This is a genomic window from Bacillus sp. cl96 (assembly GCF_900100505.1).
GTDB lineage: Bacteria > Bacillota > Bacilli > Bacillales > Bacillaceae_G > Bacillus_A > Bacillus_A cereus.
In genome coordinates this window covers 719,029-735,417 of the sequence record NZ_FNDM01000001.1, presented here as the reverse complement: position 1 = coordinate 735,417, position 16,389 = coordinate 719,029, and the positions used below count along the sequence as shown (strand labels likewise).

Sequence of the window (16,389 nt, the reverse complement as noted above, 5' to 3'; positions counted from 1 at the left end):
TTATTTCACCTCACTATTCTCCGATTCCAGATTGTACAATATTAAGATCTAAATTTACATCCACCGCTACATTTTTATACATATTTCGAATTTGTGTTATATTCCATTTTCTCGTATGGCTTCTAATTTCATCTCGTATTCCTAAAGGATCAATTTCCTTTTCTTGAAATTGTTTTATTAGATCTTCACAGTCTTTTTCAACATTTCGTTCAATTTGTTTTTTTATATAGTTGATATTTGTTTCTTTTCTTAAATCAATCCAATTAGGAGAGTTTTTAATTAATCCATTTAATTTTAAATGGATTTTTACTTTTGGTATGTCGCCAGTTTGATCTATATTATACTTATTTTCCCCAGCTAAGTTTTGTATAACAACCATACCTTTATGTTTATCCTTTTTTATCGCTGCTTCGTAACGTCCATTTTTCGTAGGATTAATAAGTAATTTTGCTAAAACAGAATGTCTTTTGTCCGTATACATGACGACTTTATCGCCTTTTAAAAAGGCAAGCCCTTTGACAGCGACAGAATGATTATCGTCCATTTTAATATAAGGAACATAGGCATCACATACGGAAGAGTAATAATTATATAAAAAAATGTTTAATTCGGTTTGTGGAATGTTTTCATTTCTTATATTTTGTTCGAGTAAATCAGCAATATATAAAGACCCATTTTTTTTTCCGTAATTTAAAAGCTCTTCAGCTGATCCATCTACAATTGCTAGTTGTACATCACGCCCGATATTTGGGTCACGTTGTAAGTTAGTAATAATCTCTCCCATTCCGCGTTCTCCTAGAGCTTTTCCAAATAGGACGACACGCATTTGACCTACAACGACATTGTGAGGAGATTTTGCATTTAATCGTGAAGCGATTGTCTCAAGTGAACGGGCAGATGTTGATTGCGTTTCTGGTTTAGACTTTACACCATGTGTGTACTCTGGGAATAGAATAGTTCCTTGGAATCTTTTGTTTTTTGTGATGTCAAATCCAGCGATATGAATGATACGCTGCGTATCCACTATATAGGTTTGTGTACAGCCAGTTTGTAAAATGAAGAAGATAATTATAATAAGGTGCAATAAAAATTTTTTCATTCATTCTCACCATCACGTTTTTGCTTCGCTTTGTTTGGATTATAGCGCCATTTTGATTTTGGTCTAAGAAAAGAAGGTCTTTGAGCTGTTTGACTAAATGGTAATCGAAGAAAACCTTCTGCTGTACCTAAACCACGAAATGGATATAAAGGTAATAAATAAGGTGATCCAAGTGATTTTAATTTAATTAAATGAGCTAAAATAAATACAAATCCGACAATAAGACCTAATCCTCCGAATGCACCGGCTAAAAGAATAAGTGGAAAGCGTAATAACCGGATAGTAGAAGACATCTTTACGGTCGGTGTTGTGAAAGATGCAAGAGCGGATAAAGCAACTGCAATTAATAAAATTGTACTAGTCAAAGCTGCCTCCACGGATGCTTGGCCAATTACAATCCCCCCAACAATACCAATCGTTTGTCCGACTTTTGTCGGTAAACGCGCTCCAGCTTCACGAAGCAATTCAATTGTAATTTCTAAAAAGAGTGCTTCTAGAATGGGAGGGAAAGGTACGTTAGCTCTCGAGAAAATAATAGGACCTAGTAAATCAGCTGGAATCATTTGATAATGATATGTTAAAGCCGCTGTATAAATAGCGGAGGAAAAAAGAGAAAATATAGCTCCGAAAAAACGAATAATACGAAAGAACGATCCAATCATCCACGGTAAATAATAATCTTCTGGTGAAATGAAAAAATCCAGTAACGTTGTTGGTCCTGATAAAGCATATGGAGAGCCATCTGTTAAAATTAAAACTTCCCCGTTAATTAATGCAAATACAGCTCGATCTAATCGTTCTGTAGGTAATAGAACTGGAAAAGGTGAATTGCTATTATCACTAATAAATTGCTCAATCATAGTTGAATCAAATGGGACATCAAAGTCAATGTCTTCTAGCCGTTGAATTGCGGTGTTGATGAATTGTTCATTTGTAACTCCTTCTATATAAGCAACTGCTACTTTCGTTTTTGACATAGATCCGACGGTAACTTCTTTAAAAATGAGTTGCTCCGTTACGATATTTCGGCGTAATAAGTGTATATTTGTATCAAGGTTTTCAACGAAACCGATTTTAGGCCCGATTACGCTATACTCATTTTCTGTATCGTTATATAATCGTGTTCCTAAAACAGTACTTTCGGCACGAATTAAAGCATATTGATCAGGATTCGAATTGTTTTTTAAGCGTATTAAAATATATCCACCTAATAATTTCTCACGAATATCATCAATAGAAGGGGAGATAATAATGTCTTCAATAGAGACGATATTACATAAATCAGAGATGTTTTGGATTTGTTCCGATTCCTTTTTTAGAGGAGTTAAAATGAATTGTTTAATAATAAGTGCTTCCACGACAGATCTATAATAAAACAAGCACAATGTTTCATTTTCAAGTACGTTATGAGAAACAAAGTCGCTTGATTCTTTCATGGTTTGTATAAATTCTGGAATAGAACAAAGTGTTTTTGTATTAGTCTTTTTTGATTTTTTAGATGATAAACCGAACATTTTCTCACCCCTAACATATATCATTTACTTGTGTTAGTTTTTGGGAAAGACGGGAATTTATACTTAAAAATTGAAAGTTCATAAAGAAAAGGAAGAGTGGTGAATGCCTCTTCCTTTTTAGCATTTTAATTTGTTTTTTGTTCTTTAATAGACTTCACTAATTTCATCATTTCCGCTCGTATATCTTCTCTTTTTACATTTAATTTTTCGGCAATTTGTTTAATGTCCATTCCATCTTTTTTCATCTTTAATACATCATCAAGAGGAGTATTGCTTTTTTGAGAGATGATTGTTAACACAGTAAGATGACGCAATTTGATGTTATATTCTTTCATTTTTTGCTTTAGCTGATCCGGTGTGGATTTTTGCATAGTTGCTAACTGTTGTAGCAGTGCTTGCTTTGTTTCTTTATTCATATGATGCTTTTTCAGCTTACTTGGATCTATACCGAAATGCTCGGCTGTTTTCTCCCAAGATTTATTTTGCTTATAGTAAGCTAAAACATCTTGTATTTCTTTATTACTAATTCTTGCAATATGAGCAGCTTTCCAAATTTCATGTTTGTTATAGCCGAGTTTTTCTAGCGATTGTATTTCTTCATCTGAAATTGGTTTATGGTGATGCATTGTTACTTCTTTTGGGGTGGCAGCGGAAGCGGGGAAGATAATTGCTCCGCATAATAATGCTGCCATAGTCATACTTACCGCGATTTTTTTGTACATGTAAACTCCTCCTAGATGGATAATGTAGAAAACTGTACACATATCATTTCCATAAAATGTGAAATATTTGTGAACAAGTTAAGTTTTTTTATTCACAGCATGGAATGACGTTTTTAGAAGTTTTCCAACATAAAACATTGATTAATAGTAAAAAACTAAGGTATAATCGAAATTGAAAATCAATATCAATACTAATGATAAACTTATACATATAGATAAAAATAAGGGAGAGATAAATATGACTACATATACTTCCATCGCTAATGTGATTAAAGAAAGACGCTCTGTTCGTACATTTACAGACAAAGCAGTAGAAAAAGATTTATTAATTGAACTATTAAACGATGCAACATGGGCACCTAATCATAAGCACCGTGAACCATGGAATTGTAAACTATACATCGGAGAAGGCCGCAAGAAATTAGTAGATGCGGTATTAAACTCTTTCACGGAAGAAGAAAGAGCGAAACGCGGTAAAATTTTATCAGATCGTTTTTTAAGCACGCCTGCACAAATCGTTGTATATATAAATGAAGATCCACGTCAAATTCAACGTGATGAAGATTACGCTGCAACATGTGCATTTATGCAAAACTTCCAACTTCTTGCTTGGGAACGTGGATTAGGTTGCGTTTGGAAATCAGGCGGATTAAACTACAATCCATTATTTATAGAAGGAATCGGTTTAACAAGAGGCCAACGTATCGTTGGAATTCTTCATATCGGCTATTTCGATAAAGCACCAGAAGGAAAAGCTCGTACTCCGATTACGGAGAAGATGGAGATTATCGAAGGTTAAATAGGTGAGGCATCCTTGTTAAAAACAAGGATGTTTTTTGTTTTTGAGAAGACTATGAAATAGCAATCTAGCTATGTTGATAATTTTTGAGAATAAAGGTTTATTTGTTATATTTTTTATGTAGAGAAGCTACTCTTTTATATGATAATCATAAATATGTAATTAATTTAAATAGGCGTAGGGAGAATAAATACAAACAAGCACATTCCTCAATTAGGATGCGCTTGTTTGTATTTATTCATCAATTTGTTTAATATCAGTTCTATATATGGAAGAGATGTTATGCATTTCCTGTAATTCATTACATGATTTAGCATTTAGGAGATAAAAGTCCTTTTTTGATATAGATTTTTTAAAAAGCTCCTCATATGCTAGTTCGATATTGCAGAGAAGAGGACGTTCTTCATAAATTTTACATGACCGATTGTCAATATCATAATGGATACAACAGCCATCACCTCTGTTTAAATGAGATAGGGAGTCAATACCTTGTATGTTTTGACAACAGATTCCACATTGGGTACAAGGAAAAGTTATCATAATATGAATGACTCTTCACTTAGCATAAATGAATTGAACTCATCTTGATTTTTAAATTTAAACGAGACGTTTAAATTTTCGGCAAGTTGATGAATAGTCGCTTCTATATTTTCACCTGTATGAATCGTTTGTTTAACCAATCCAGTTACGTGTTCTATTTTTGCACCAGTTTCTTGATAAAAGTTACAAATACGTTCTTCTTCTTGTTTAATGTAATCTATAAGGACTTTACTTAATTCTTCAGCTCTTTTTCGTTCCTCAATTGTTAATTCCAATTCTTGTTGAGCACGAGTGAATGCTCCATAAAGTTGTTTCATTCCTAGCATAGCGACGGTAGCGCCGACAGCTGCACCGACAGGACCGAGAAGCATTGCTCCTGCTGCGCTGAATACAATTCCAGAAAAAGTAGTAACAGCGTTTTCACCAACTATTTCTAAAAATTCTTCAATAGATAATTTTCCTTTTATGAGTTGGTAGGAGCTTTCCGTTAGTCGAACAGCTGAAGAAGCAAGAGCTGCTGCTACGTTTCCTTTCATCATCACACTATCTTTACCAATAAATTTAATGCCATGAGCAATGCCTGCAACAGCAGCGCTTTTTCCAGCTTGTTTGCCACTATCTTTTCCTACTTGTATAAATCCATCTTTTATTTGCTTTTCGCTTTTACAAATCTCAACAGTTTGTTGTACAAGTGATACTCCGCCACCTACACATGCCCCTGCTAAAGCACCATTCATCATAGAAGAGAATGTTCCTTCAGCAAATGTATATATTTTTTCTTTTAGTGCGTATGTTTGTGGTTGATTTGTAGCTTTTAAAGCTTCCTCATATGTAGTGCCACCACTTGTAATGTTGTTTGCTTCTAGTTTTCCGTTTATGTGAGGAGCTGCTTGTTCGTAGTCTTTTGCATAAATACTTTGGGAATTTGCACGTTTCTCAACTAATTCTTTTACTTTATCAGCTTTTTCACTGTTAACTAAACGATCCATATCCCCATACTTTTCGCTCGATACCATTCTTGCTAGTGATGCAGCTTTAGCACCAGACTTTGCTTGTACTTCTTTAATTAATGTATCACCATCTTTGATTAAGATATCAGCCGCGGCATGTGGATCTCCTAAAGAGTCTGTTGTAAAAGCACGCAAACTTTCACCTTTTAAGGCTGCGTCTTTATTAAATTTGGTTGCTTCAATAATTTCAAAAAGCCGTCCTTGTGTGATATTGGGTGAACAGTTCATATATTGTTTTGCTACTTTGGTTAGTGTATCCATTCCAGCAAATGTTTCAATAGTAGCATTTCCATAGCGCTCAATTTGCTCAGCTACAATTTGAGTTGCGAGAATATCTAGATTTTTCTTCATATGCAATTACCTAGTACATGTGTTTAATTGATTTTTCTGTGGTTTTAAGAATATTTTCCAAGGTTTTGGATCGGTTGCCACCTTCATCAATAACAGGTGTATCTAATAATTTTTTCAAAATAATTGCAAGTTCAGCAGTATAACGGATCGCAAGTTGTTCATCATCGGAGAAGTTACGATAGTCGATACCCTTTTCATCGATGATAGAACTCATTGTTGCAATATAATCAGCAAAAAGTGTAGTTGTTTCAGTTGTTAAGTTTGATAATTTAATAGTGTACAATTTTATCTCTTTTAAGATAGAAGTGGCACTTTGTAATTTTTGCATTTCTACTGAAACTTCTTCTTTTTTTATTTTCATTTCTTCTAGCTTCTTTTTAGTGGATGCAGCAAAGATCATACTTCCTAATGCTAAAGCAGGAGCAAGAGCAATTCCACCTAGAACAGCCATGCCACCAGCCATTCCTAATCCACCAGCAGCCAGTGATCCACCACCTAAAAATGCTAACGTTGCATTGGTCGCTGCTACTCCGCTTAAAGAAGCAATAGCTGTCCCAGTTGAAGCGGCACCAAATGTTGTTGCTGCTCCGAGTGCTCCGAAAGCTGCAAGTCCACCGCCAGCAATTGCAGAAACGCCAGATTTTAATAGATCAGATGCAGCGATGACTTGTTTTTCTATTTCTTGCATGAAGTGTTTAGAATCAGAAACATCTTCTAGAGAATCAATAGTTGTTTTATCTGTAAAATCAACATTTTTTAACTTCTTGAATTCTGAAATGAATTCTTTCATTGTTCCATTAAGAATATTCAGTTTTAATTCTCCATACTTTTCAAATTGAGTATTTGTATCTTGACGTACTTGATCAAATATATTAAATACAGTTTTGTATTGCTTATCCATCGATTGAGCAATATTCTTTGTTTCTTTCATGTTTTTGTATGAGTCATGTCCTTTTTTTCCAGCGACTGCAGTGGCAACTGCAGCACCAGCAGCAACAGCTAATGGAATAAATGGTAATGGCATTCAAATCGTTCCCTTCATGATAAAATTTTCCTATAATATAATTAAAATATTACAATATTATCGAAGGATATTACAGGTTTTTTGTGAAAAACAAGAAATGTTAGATTGATTTAACATAAAATTCTATATGTATGTTTGAAATATAGAAAGATTGAATTGGGTAGGAATCATGTATTAATCTGTAAGGTATAACAAATATGAAATTCCAAAAATATTTATAAGAAATGGACAAAAATGCTTTTTTGATCCAATTAGAAAGAAATGAGTTTTAATTACTCCTGAAGAAATAGTAAGGTAACAAGGTATTCAGTTTGTAATTAAAGATAGCAAGTTCCAACTGAGTATATTGAGGTTAAAGTACTGATGTCTTATTTTAAGAAAGGTTTAAAAGGAAGTATTTAATTTGCATGATATTTTTGGAAATAGTTATGAAGATATAGAAAATGATCTTAAACAATTAAATGAACCAAATCTAATTATTTTAAAATAAAGTATAAATGATGTGGAAGATGTATTAAGAGAAGTTGTTAGAGAGTGTAAATTATCACGGAGATTAGCTAGGCTTAAAAATAATTAATAGGGTTTTGAATGCGTAATACTAAATAATGGGGTAATATTGTGAAGTGAATTTATAACAAAAAGGTACTGTCGTCCTAATAGGCTTCAGTACCTTTTTGTTATAAGACATTCTTCCTTTTTCATATGGTTTATAAATAAAAGAAGGGGAGAAGAGAACATGCAGCTTAGTAATATTCGCTTAGAGTTGGTGAAAATACAAAGCATCGTCCCTATTTATGCTGAACATGTTTCAAAAAGTGCTGTGAAGAAACTAGTTCGAGCTTTGGAACAAGGAAGTATGTTAAGTAGTAGCATCATAGTTGAAAAAGATAAGTTTGAGGATAAATATTGGCTTGTGTCAGGGTTTCCAGAATATATAGCTTATCTCGAGATTGATGATGCAAACCTACAATATAATACAGTCTATTGCGTTGTACAGCCTTATTCTAATGAGACAGAACAAAGGTTGAAGTTGTTACAGAGAATGTTCCATCACCAAGTTACCAAATGGATAGATAAACACATATTAATCAGTCAAATGGTTTATGATGAAAAAAGCATAGATACAATTTCGAAAAAATTAGGGGTCAATAAATCTGATATTAAAAGATATTTCATTCACCCTGATATTCCAATAAGTGTTATTGAAAAGGCTTATCAAAACAGTGGTAGCTTTATTAATTTAGAACAGATTCGAAAGTTGAAATTACATTCATTTTTGAAAGATAGATTGTACGAAAAAGTGGTGCTACCACAAAGACACATTGATCGTTTAACAACGGACAAATTACAAAAGCTCAAGTGGGTTTTAAAAGAGAAAAATTTTTATGACTTAAAGCGTGAGGATCAATGGGATTTGATACAGCAAGCTTTAAATTACAAAGGAACATTACAGAGCAGTTGGAGTCGAGAAATTCAAAAAAGATTAAAGCATAATGCAAGAAGTAACTACATTATAAGAATGAATTGTAATAATACAAATCATTCTTCAGAGCATAAACATTAGGAACAATTTAGTGAGGTTTTATATATTTTGAAACAGGATAACAACAATTGAGTATAGAAAATGTATTTAGATATTATGCAGGAATTTAAATGGAAATAACGAGGATTATATAATGAAAGATACTATCAAATGATTGGAGTAAAAGGATGACAATTCTTCAGGACTATGGGCAAATGCCACCGCTGTATCGTTTTATTTATTATAAAGTAAGATTTTATGACGGAAAGGATATACACAAATTTGTATCCAAGATGATAAAGGACATCGAGAAGAAATTTATCAACAACTCATGTTAAGTGGAGATGCGAAGGTTAAATGGAAGAATGAAGCGGAGTTATTTAAACTCGTAGTAAAACATTATCCGGACGCAATTTTCCAGTATAGAGCAGATTGACTTGATAAATAGTCTCTTGATGTGTATATTTCTAGTTTGAAAATTGCTATTGAATTTCAAGGACAATAACATTATGAGCCTGTTGAATTTTTTGGAGGAGAAGATGCTTTTCTATATCGCCAAAAACTCGATGCATTAAAAAAAGAAAAATGTAAGGGAAATAAAGTTAAATTGATTGAATGGCATTATCAGGATGTGATATCCATGACAAATTTGAAACGAAAGATTAATCAATAAGAGAGGTAGGCTACCTGTTTCATAAACTAAAGAGGAGAATTTTAATTGAAGAATTTTTGAAAGTATGAAAAGGGTAAAGAATTTACATATTGAATAAATAGGACGATGTAGTATAAACCATCATCTTATTTAATCGTTTTTATTTTATATAATGTCAATACTAAAACTAATAAATTAATTAGACAAGTAGCTGAATATCCTTCTGATTTATAAATAGGTGATGAATGATGGGGATATTAAATCTTTAAATTGAATAAATGAAGTAACTACGTTTATTTTTCATGAAAGCTTGTTCTTCATCATACACTTTCTTAAGGGAAAGTGTAAGGAGGGAAAATAATGAGAGCAAGTGATGATAAAGCACTGCAATATGCGATTGCGGAAATTACGGAAATTGCGACTGGATTTGGGCTTGATTTTTATCCGATGCGTTATGAAATATGTCCAGCGGAAATTATTTATACATTTGGTGCATATGGGATGCCGACAAGGTTTTCACATTGGAGTTTTGGAAAACAATTTTTCAGAATGAAATTACAATACGATTTAGGACTTAGTAAAATATACGAACTCGTTATTAACTCTGATCCATGTTACGCCTTTTTATTAGATACGAACTCTTTAATTCAAAACAAATTAATTGTAGCGCACGTTTTAGCACACTGTGATTTCTTCAAAAATAATATTCGTTTTTCAAATACGAAGCGAGACATGGTGGAGAGTATGGCGGCAACAGCGGACCGTGTGAAAGCGTATGAGCATAAGTACGGAAAGGCAGAGGTAGAAACATTTTTAGATGCCGTACTTGCCATTCAAGAGCATATTGATCCGTCGCTTATGCGTCCGAAGCTCGCATGGAGTATTGATGATTTAGAAGATGAAGAAGTAGAAAAGAAAAAGGTGTCGCAATACGATGATTTATGGAATTTAGATAATCGCAATAAAAAGCAGGAACGTTCTAATGTGCGTAAAAAGAAGAAAATTCCACCACAACCAGAGAAAGATTTACTGCTCTTTATTGAAGAATATAGCCGTGAGTTAGAAGATTGGCAGCGTGATATATTAACGATGATGCGCGAAGAAATGTTATATTTTTGGCCACAGCTTGAAACGAAAATCATGAACGAAGGCTGGGCATCCTACTGGCATCAACGCATACTTCGTGAAATGGACTTAACCTCTGATGAAGCAATTGAATTTGCGAAATTAAATGCAGGTGTTGTACAGCCATCAAAAACAAGTATTAATCCATACTACCTCGGTATTAAAATCTTTGAAGATATTGAAGAACGGTACAATAATCCGACTGAAGAAATGAAACGACGAGGCGTAAAACCAGGATCTGGCCGTGACAAAATGTTTGAAGTACGCGAAATTGAATGGGACGTATCGTTCCTAAGAAACTACTTAAATAAAGATCTTGTTATGCGAGAAGATATGTACTTATTCCAGCGCCAAGGAAAAGAATATAAAGTAATAGATAAAGAATGGGAGAATGTGCGTGATCAACTCGTAAATATGCGGACAAATGGTGGGTTCCCGTACTTAGTAGTAGAAGATGGAGACTACTTAAAGAACGGAGAATTATACATTAAACATAGTTACGAAGGAATCGAGCTCGATTTAAAATACTTAGAAAAAGTATTACCATATCTTCATCAGCTATGGGGAAGAACGGTGCATATGGAGTCGATTGTGGAGAGTAAGGGCGTTGTGTTTTCTTATGATGGGAAGATGGTGCATCGGAAGTATGTGTGAGGGGAAGAACGGACATAGGATACTGTGTCCGTTCTTTTTATTTGGAACAAAGTTAAATATGCTATTCTTGAAAAAAGGGAGTTACATAGAGAAATGGAGTGATTTAAATGAGCAAAGTAGGGATATGTAAGGTTGATATTACGCCGCCTGTAGGTATTGATTTTGTCGGATATCATAGAGAGACAGGCATAAATAATGTTGAAGAACGTATTTACGGGACAGTTTTTGTATTTGAAAAAGATGAAATGAAGACTGTGTTTATAAGTATTGATAATATTGGGATGCTAGTAGAAGATACGAATATGATTCGTGAGCGAGTAGCAAGTAGGCTTCATGTGCCATTTGAGCGAATAACGGTTGTTTATACTCATACGCATTCCGGTCCAGAGACAGTCGGTGATAATCCGCTAGTGCAGTCGTATAAAACGATTTTAGTAAATAATGTAGTGCATGGTGCTATTACTGCGAATAACAACTTGAAGCTATGTGAAGTTGGCTGGGGTGTTACGACAGGTGATATTGGGGTAAATCGAAGAGAGAGAACATGTGATGGAAGAGCGAAGATGGGAACAAATATAGATGGTGTTGTAGATAAGCGAATTGGTATGTTAGCAATAAGAGATGCTGAAACGAAGGAGTTATCTGGGATTTTAGTATTTTGTACTGCGCATCCTAATGTTTTAAAAGGTGATAGTGATGAATTATCAGCGGATTATCCTGGAATGACGAGAGAGATTTTAGAGCAGATAGTGAACTGCCCTGTTATTATCGTTCAAGGTGCCGCTGGAAATGTGAATGCGAAGTACCGCGGTTCAAGTGAAGCGTTAAAACAAATGGCCTATTTACTTAGTGGACATGTATTAATGATGTTGCCAACAGTTACATATAGCTCAATTGTAAATTTAAGGACAGTTTCGAGTATGATGCAAATGAAGTTGAAGGATATTCCTGAATTTGATGAGATACGAAGCATGGCTCGATTAGCCGAGAAGCAGTGGGGCGTGAATACGGATGAATGGCTTACTATCGTTTTAGAGAAATATGAGCAAGGTATTCGGCGGTTAAGTATTGATTTAGAAGTGCAGTTATTTCAAGTTAATGATGGTATGTTTTCAGGTTTACCGATGGAACCTTTTTCGGAAACGGCATTAGAAGTGAAAGAGAATCTTCAAAATGAATTAGCTTTCTTTGGTGGATATACGAATGGATATATTGGTTATTTACCAACGAAGGAAGAATTCTTATACGGTGGGTATGAAGTGGAATTAAGCCCTGTTGTGTATGGATCGGTTACGAATTTATTGATACCACCGGAGGAGAATACTGCGGAGTTGGTTGTGAAGAGAGTTATGGAATTATATAACGCGTAAAAAATATATTTAGTAGAATAAAATTTAAAGAAATTAATGATTTTTAATACATCTGTAGAAAACGAATCCATTTTGAAGAAGATGAATCAAAATGGATTCGTTTTTTGTTTACCAGACAGGTCGTATATTTGATGATAATTTCTCTGTATTTTCTTTAGTAACGAATGTTGTTAAATCCTCTTTCAGTATTTGCATTCGTTCTATACCTATGTTTTCAATCCATCGCTGTTCTATTTCAGCTACTATTTCTTCTTTTACTTTCATTACTGACAAACCACGTTCGGTTAAAACGATGATTTTACCTCTTTTATCAGTAGGATGTGTTTTGCGTGTAACGTAGCCATTACTCTCAAGAGAATCCACCATTTTACTTACAGCTTGTTTGGAAATCCCCAAATACTCAGCTAGCTCTATACCAGTTGCCCCATTAGGAAGGATGCGTTTGAACATAAAACCATGTGCTGGCCTAATATCTTCAAATCCTAATTCACTTAATTTGTCATGTAGCTCAGTGATTAATGTGCTAAATGATAATGATAAAAGCGATGTAAGATCTAACTCGTTAAATGTTTGATCCATGTATATAACCTCCGCGCTTGTAGTCAATTAAGTTGACTATATGTAATGTCTATTGTACTATACATAATATAGTCAATCAAATTGACTATATTATGTCGGTAGAACAAATAATGATTTATATAATATAGAATCAATGGAGGTTTCACATGGTTAATATCGTGAAAATTAGAGGGAGTGTATTTGCACCGTATGCATCGCTGGAACCTATTAAGGACCCTGCAACAGGAAGAGTGTTTGAATATGCTGGAGATGCACGTGAGTTTACACCACAAGCTGTGAACACAAAGCGTTCAAGATTAGAACAAGAAGTGAATATTGATTTTTATAAAAGAGAAATTTTCACATATGCAGATGCTTGTATCGTCACCGTGAAGATTACAAATTCAGATGGCTCAATTGAGTATCAAAAGGGAGAAACAAGTACAGAAAACATTGTATGTACAAATATTGTATGGAGTGAAGATGAAGTTTCATTTGAAATGAGAGCAAGTGCAAGTAATCCTTTAAACGCAGCAGCACCTGCAGCTGATTATTTTTTGACTATACGAGCTAATGAAAGTGGCACTGTGAATATTGAAGGTGTACATGATGGTTTCCCTTGCTATGAATTTTATAAACAAGTAGATTTTGGTTCGTTTGAATTGATATACACACATGATTTCAGAAAAACGGATGATACCCCAGCAGCACTAGCTGGAGAGATGGAATATAGCTTTAAAACGACAGTCTAAACATAAATATAGCGCTATTTTTTAGAAGGAAATAGAAAAGTAAAAGAGAAATCTATTGGTTTTAGGATTGAAATTATGGTCTGTTTTATTTAATAAGCATTCAGCATCTAAAATAAAATTATAGAGGTGTTTCTTATGACTAATATCGTGAAAATTAGAGCCAGTGTATTTATTCCAATGTCTTGGACTGAGGCTAAGAAGGATATGGAAACAGAAAAAGTAATTCAATTCGAAGGTGATTCACGTGAATTCACACCGTATGCGGTAAATGCGATGCGCTCTAGAGTTGAGCAAGAGGTAGTAGTTGATTTCTATAAAGAAGAAGTGTTTTCATATGCGAACACGGGTATTACGACCGAGAAGATTACAAGTCCAGATGGTTCTGTGAGTAAAAGAACAGGGAAAGCAAGTACAGAAAATATTGTGTGCACTGATATCACATGGAATTCTGAAGGTGTGCAATTCAAAATGAGTGCGAGTGCAAGTAATCCATTAAATGTATATGCACCTCCTGTGGATTATGTATTAAATGTATGTGTGAAACAGGATGGTAGTATTGATATTCAAGGGGAGCATGATGGATTCCCTTGTTTTGAATTTTATAAGCAAGTAGATTTCGGTTCATTTGAAAAAATATATACACATGATTTTAGAGAAACTGGTGATACAGCGGCAGCCCTAGGCGGGAACATGGAGTATAGTTTTACAAAGAGATTATAGGAAGTATGATAATAGAACGATGGATTGATTCATTCGTAAAGAACTTGGAAATATCTAAGTTCTTTTTTTGTTTCAAATTTGTGAAAGACATATTGATTGAAATTAAATTTTTTATAATTTATTATATACCCGTACAGGTATAGGTTTTATATGTGTGATATATGAGGGAATTAAATAATAAATAGTATGGAGGTTTGACATATGTCTAGAAAAATTATAGTAGTAGGCGGAGTTGCTGGCGGGGCATCAGTAGCTGCAAGGCTTCGTCGTTTAAGTGAGGAAGATGAAATTATTATGGTTGAACGCGGTGAATACATTTCGTTCGCAAACTGTGGATTGCCATATTATATTGGCGGTGTCATTACAGAAAGACAAAAGTTATTAGTACAAACTGTTGAAAGGATGTCAAAACGTTTTAATTTAGATATACGTGTATTGAGTGAAGTTGTAAAGATTAATAAAGAAGAGAAAACAATTACGATAAAGAATGTAACTACAGATGAAACATATAACGAGGAATATGATGTTTTGATTCTTTCACCAGGGGCGAAACCAATTGTTCCACCTATTCCGGGCATTGAAGAAGCGAAGGCGTTGTTTACGTTACGAAATGTACCTGATACAGATCGTATAAAAGCGTATATTGATGAGAAGAAACCACGTCATGCGACGGTTATTGGTGGAGGATTTATTGGAGTGGAAATGGTTGAGAATTTAAGAGAACGCGGGATTGAGATTACTCTTGTAGAGATGGCAAATCAAGTGATGCCACCAATTGATTACGAAATGGCGGCATATGTACATGAGCATATGAAGGTGCACAATGTTGAGCTTGTTTTTGAAGATGGTGTAGATGCGTTAGAAGAGAATGGGACTGTTGTACGTTTAAAAAGTGGCTCAGTTATAAAAACAGATATGATTATTTTAGCAATTGGTGTACAACCAGAGAGTAGTTTAGCGAAAGATGCAGGATTATCATTAGGAGTTAAAGGAACGATAAAGGTAAATGAGAAATTTCAAACATCTGACCCATATGTATATGCAATTGGTGATGCGATTGAAGTGAAAGATTTTGTTACAGAAACAGAAACGATGATTCCTTTAGCGTGGCCCGCTAATCGTCAAGGTCGTATGTTAGCAGATATTATTCATGGCCATACGGAGTCTTTATATAAAGGTACGATGGGAACTTCTGTGGCTAAAGTTTTTGATTTAACAGTTGCTTCGACTGGAGTAAATGAGAAAATATTAAAACGATTAAATATACCCTATGAGGTAGTACATGTACAGGCAAATTCTCATGCAGGATACTATCCAAATGCTACGCCAGTGCTAATAAAATTAATTTTTAATAAAGATAGCGGAAAAATTTACGGAGCACAGGCTTTAGGGCGTGATGGAGTAGATAAGCGTATCGATGTTATTGCAACGGCAATGAAGGCAAATTTAACTGTAATCGATTTACCAGATTTAGAATTATCATATGCCCCGCCGTATTCTTCTGCAAAAGATCCAGTAAACATGGTGGGGTATGCCGCAAGTAATATAGTAGATGGTTTTGTGGAAACGGTACAATGGCATGAAATAGATCGTATTGTTGACAATGGTGGATATCTTATAGATGTTCGGGAGCCCAATGAACTAAAACAAGGAATGATTAAAGGCTCTATTAATATTCCGTTAGATGAATTACGTGATAGATTGGATGAAGTGCCAATGGACAAAGAAATATATATCACTTGTCAACTTGGTATGAGAGGGTATGTTGCAGCGCGTATGTTAATGGAAAAGGGATATAAGGTAAAGAATGTAGATGGTGGTTTTAAATTGTATGGGACAGTATTGCCAGAACGTGTTGTATATTGATATTTTTCATTTTCTATTTCAAGATTTAGTGGAAGATGAAAACCTATAGATTAAGGTTTTACTTTTTGTTTTGCGAACATATAAGGCGAAAAATAAAAATAGAGGTTTACA

Annotated in this window: 14 protein-coding genes; 7 read left to right on the top strand and 7 right to left on the bottom strand. The window is 34.2% G+C overall.

Annotated elements, in window-relative coordinates; translation table 11 throughout:
* Positions 1–13: 13 nt before the first annotated feature.
* From BLT20_RS04065 to BLT20_RS04055, 3 genes are all read right to left on the bottom strand, one after another.
* The gene (locus BLT20_RS04065) at positions 14–1,099 is read right to left on the bottom strand and encodes a Ger(x)C family spore germination protein (protein WP_000714134.1); all 1,086 of its coding nucleotides are present in this window, start codon (positions 1,097–1,099) and stop codon (positions 14–16) included.
* Entirely contained in the window at positions 1,096–2,613 is a 1,518-nt protein-coding gene (locus BLT20_RS04060; protein ID WP_000467485.1) for a spore germination protein, read from the bottom strand. Before BLT20_RS04060 ends, BLT20_RS04065 begins: the two co-directional genes overlap by 4 nt.
* A 125-nt stretch (positions 2,614–2,738) precedes the next feature.
* Entirely contained in the window at positions 2,739–3,335 is a 597-nt protein-coding gene (locus BLT20_RS04055) for a hypothetical protein (RefSeq protein WP_000276979.1), read from the bottom strand.
* A 238-nt stretch (positions 3,336–3,573) separates the two neighbouring features.
* Between BLT20_RS04055 and BLT20_RS04050 the strand changes: the two genes are divergently transcribed.
* Positions 3,574–4,134 carry a nitroreductase family protein gene (locus BLT20_RS04050; RefSeq protein ID WP_000214819.1) on the top strand — a complete coding sequence of 187 codons (561 nt, stop codon included), beginning with the start codon at positions 3,574–3,576 and terminating at the stop codon, positions 4,132–4,134.
* 234 nt (positions 4,135–4,368) lie between these two features.
* Here the strand turns inward: BLT20_RS04050 and BLT20_RS31295 are convergent, their stop codons facing one another.
* From BLT20_RS31295 to BLT20_RS04035, 3 genes are read right to left on the bottom strand one after another with little or no spacing between them, the layout of a single operon-like run.
* Positions 4,369–4,674 carry a YkgJ family cysteine cluster protein gene (locus tag BLT20_RS31295; RefSeq protein ID WP_000627670.1) on the bottom strand — a complete coding sequence of 102 codons (306 nt, stop codon included), beginning with the start codon at positions 4,672–4,674 and terminating at the stop codon, positions 4,369–4,371.
* On the bottom strand, positions 4,671–6,035 hold the full coding sequence (locus BLT20_RS04040) for a hypothetical protein (RefSeq protein WP_000739847.1): 1,365 nt from the start codon (positions 6,033–6,035) through the stop codon (positions 4,671–4,673). The genes BLT20_RS31295 and BLT20_RS04040 overlap by 4 nt, the downstream gene beginning before the upstream one ends.
* A 10-nt stretch (positions 6,036–6,045) precedes the next feature.
* Positions 6,046–7,059 (bottom strand): hypothetical protein, encoded by a 1,014-nt coding sequence (locus BLT20_RS04035; RefSeq protein ID WP_001130767.1) that lies wholly within the window; start codon positions 7,057–7,059, stop codon positions 6,046–6,048.
* Between the two features lie 736 nt (positions 7,060–7,795).
* On the opposite strand from BLT20_RS04035, the gene BLT20_RS04025 reads away from it, so the two are divergent.
* The 3 genes from BLT20_RS04025 to BLT20_RS04010 all read left to right on the top strand — a co-directional run bounded on the left by BLT20_RS04025 (position 7,796) and on the right by BLT20_RS04010 (position 12,382).
* Complete coding sequence (locus BLT20_RS04025) at positions 7,796–8,623, top strand: hypothetical protein (protein ID WP_001177271.1); 828 nt, start codon at positions 7,796–7,798, stop codon at positions 8,621–8,623.
* Between the two features lie 970 nt (positions 8,624–9,593).
* On the top strand, positions 9,594–11,012 hold the full coding sequence (gene spoVR, locus BLT20_RS04015; protein ID WP_001202693.1) for a stage V sporulation protein SpoVR: 1,419 nt from the start codon (positions 9,594–9,596) through the stop codon (positions 11,010–11,012).
* A 107-nt stretch (positions 11,013–11,119) separates the two neighbouring features.
* Positions 11,120–12,382: a neutral/alkaline non-lysosomal ceramidase N-terminal domain-containing protein gene (locus BLT20_RS04010; protein ID WP_000048638.1), complete on the top strand. Its 1,263-nt coding sequence runs from the start codon at positions 11,120–11,122 to the stop codon at positions 12,380–12,382.
* Between the two features lie 108 nt (positions 12,383–12,490).
* Here the strand turns inward: BLT20_RS04010 and BLT20_RS04005 are convergent, their stop codons facing one another.
* Positions 12,491–12,961, bottom strand: coding sequence for a MarR family winged helix-turn-helix transcriptional regulator (locus BLT20_RS04005; RefSeq protein ID WP_000372891.1), 471 nt, complete (start codon positions 12,959–12,961; stop codon positions 12,491–12,493).
* A 146-nt stretch (positions 12,962–13,107) separates the two neighbouring features.
* Here BLT20_RS04005 and BLT20_RS04000 point away from each other — a divergent pair, with 146 nt between their 5' ends.
* The 3 genes from BLT20_RS04000 (at position 13,108) to cdr (ending at position 16,278) form a co-directional block, all read left to right on the top strand.
* On the top strand, positions 13,108–13,692 hold the full coding sequence (locus BLT20_RS04000) for a DUF3238 domain-containing protein (RefSeq protein ID WP_000247265.1): 585 nt from the start codon (positions 13,108–13,110) through the stop codon (positions 13,690–13,692).
* 135 nt (positions 13,693–13,827) lie between these two features.
* A complete protein-coding gene (locus BLT20_RS03995) occupies positions 13,828–14,412 on the top strand; it encodes a DUF3238 domain-containing protein (RefSeq protein WP_000182101.1) in 585 nt (194 codons plus the stop codon).
* A gap of 201 nt (positions 14,413–14,613) precedes the next feature.
* Entirely contained in the window at positions 14,614–16,278 is a 1,665-nt protein-coding gene (gene cdr / locus BLT20_RS03990) for a CoA-disulfide reductase (protein ID WP_000087546.1), read from the top strand.
* Positions 16,279–16,389: the final 111 nt, after the last annotated feature.